This window comes from Oleiphilus sp. HI0080 (assembly GCF_001635135.1).
In genome coordinates this window covers 1-2,164 of the sequence record NZ_LWFU01000612.1, presented here as the reverse complement: position 1 = coordinate 2,164, position 2,164 = coordinate 1, and the positions used below count along the sequence as shown (strand labels likewise).

Genomic DNA, 2,164 nt, shown 5'->3' with positions numbered 1-2,164 from the left:
CCCCTTTGCTGAATTGGCTTATGGCTTAATGAGTGGAGCCATTGATTATTTTGGTGAGGCGATTGAAATCATTCGTGAAGATGAGAATACCGATGGCACGGTACAAACCTTCATTCTCAAAAAAGCTGGGTAGCTGTGTTTGGACGCGCTGAATGACTGAAGAAGACAAATGGAAGCGACGGCTAGAACGCGAGCGCTCTGCCCGAAAACAGGCGGAGCAGGTTCTGGAGCAAAAGAGCATTGATCTTTGGGAGGCAAACGAAGCTCTGCGATCGCTAACGTCTGAACTGCAGCAAAAAGTCGAAAAGCGCTCGGTTGATATGGTTCAGGCTCTAGAAAAAGAAGTCGAGGCGAACAAGGCTAAAAGCGAATTTGTGAGCATGATTAGCCACGAAATGCGCACGCCATTAAATGCCATTATTGGTTTTAGCGAGATCTTGGTTTCACCCGACAGAGCGAAAGACCTAACGCCAGATCAAACACAGCACTACACCGAGAATATCCATACGGCTTCAAAAGGTTTGCTGTCACTTATTAATGACATTCTCGATATGGCGAAAATCGAGGCCGGAAAGCTTGAGCTGGAAGAGATCGATTTTGAACATAGTAAGCTATGTACCCAGCTTTTCGACACCTACAAAATTACCGCAAATAGCAAACCTGTTGAAGTTAAGCTTGAGCTTGATGAAGCGATCCCTGACAAACTGATGGGGGACCCGAATCGCGTGAGTCAGGTGGTCAATAACTTGTTCTCAAATGCGCTAAAGTTCACCGACTCTGGTGCGGTAACCCTTATTGCAAAGCTCGTGAAGAGTTCGAGCAAAGGTATTGATGTAGAGTACTGCGTGCAAGATTCCGGTATCGGCATGTCTGCAGAGGTTTTGGAGCGCCTGTTTCAGCCCTTTACTCAGGCCGACAACTCTATGAGCCGAAAATACGGTGGAACCGGCCTGGGCTTAACCATTTCTCGGCAGCTGGTTGAGGCCATGGGTGGCAAAATATGGGTGGAAAGTAAGCTGGGAGAGGGCTCTCGGTTTTCTTTCAAGGTGCGTTATCAATCCTCATTGAATGTCGCATCCCAAAGCAAAAAACGTGATAGCGAGGAGCCTATCGGTAGAAGATTGGCTGGGTTCAAGTTGCTGCTTGTCGAAGATGATCCGATCAACCAAGAGCTGGCTAAATACCTTATCGAAAGTGAGGGTGCAGATTTATCGATTGCCGATAATGGCCTTGAGGCGGTTGCCGCGATTGAGGAAGCGCCCTTTGATTTGGTGTTAATGGATTTGCAAATGCCTGTGTGTGATGGCTACACGGCGACAATTAAGGTGAGAGAACATGCCGAGTTTGATACATTGCCGTTCGTCGCGATGACGGCTAACGCCGCAAGCGATGTGCGTGATCGCTGTCTTGAAGTAGGCATGAACGACTTTCTCACTAAGCCCTTTATCATCGAAGATCTACTGCAGTTGATTGAAACCTACTGTAAACCGAGAGATGCGCTGCAACTGGTTCCAGAAGCCATTGATGATATTGCTGCGCTGCTGGATGACGGAGAGGAAACCATCCAACTCATTGATTCGGATAAAGCATTGGCAGTGCTGCATGGTAATCGGCACTTGTACCGTAGAGTTCTAGCTCAGTTTAAGCAGTGCTGTGACGATGGTGTTTACAGTTTGGATTCTCGGCGCATACAGAACAACCGGCGCGACACGATGCGTTTGGTATTTAACGTAAAACGTTTGGCCGAAACCATTGGCGCGTATTATATTTCCAATTTGCTCGCCGAGTTGGAAGGAGCCGTTGAGGTTGATGATCGCGAAGCGATTGAGCGGATTGTTGACAGCTATACAACGGGCATTGAATATGTCGCCCGTGAAATCGAACAAATAGATCTTTCCAAAAACGAATAAAACAGAGCTCGGGTTTTAACGTTTAACTCGATGCTCCAAAACTACGATAAATACTAAAGGAGTATCGTGTGCTGCAAAAAGTATCCCCCTTTCTGGTTCTGATTTTGTCGATGACTGGCGTTGGCCTGATTGAGGTGTCTGTTTCCTGGAGTCTCTATTACTGGTTTGGTTGTTACATCGCTGTGGGTTTGCTGTTCATTATTCAGGCTAAAGACGGCGCTCAACAAAACGCGATTTTACATCATATCTTGCAC

The 2,164-nt window shown here is 47.0% G+C and carries 2 protein-coding genes; both read left to right on the top strand.

Annotation, left to right across the window (positions count from 1 at the left end):
* Positions 1-152: 152 nt before the first annotated feature.
* Positions 153-1,910 (top strand): ATP-binding protein, encoded by a 1,758-nt coding sequence (locus A3751_RS13495; protein WP_068456941.1) that lies wholly within the window; start codon positions 153-155, stop codon positions 1,908-1,910.
* A gap of 68 nt (positions 1,911-1,978) precedes the next feature.
* Positions 1,979-2,164, top strand: a 186-nt coding sequence (locus tag A3751_RS13490; protein WP_156492449.1) for a hypothetical protein, incomplete at its 3' end; no start/stop codon positions are given.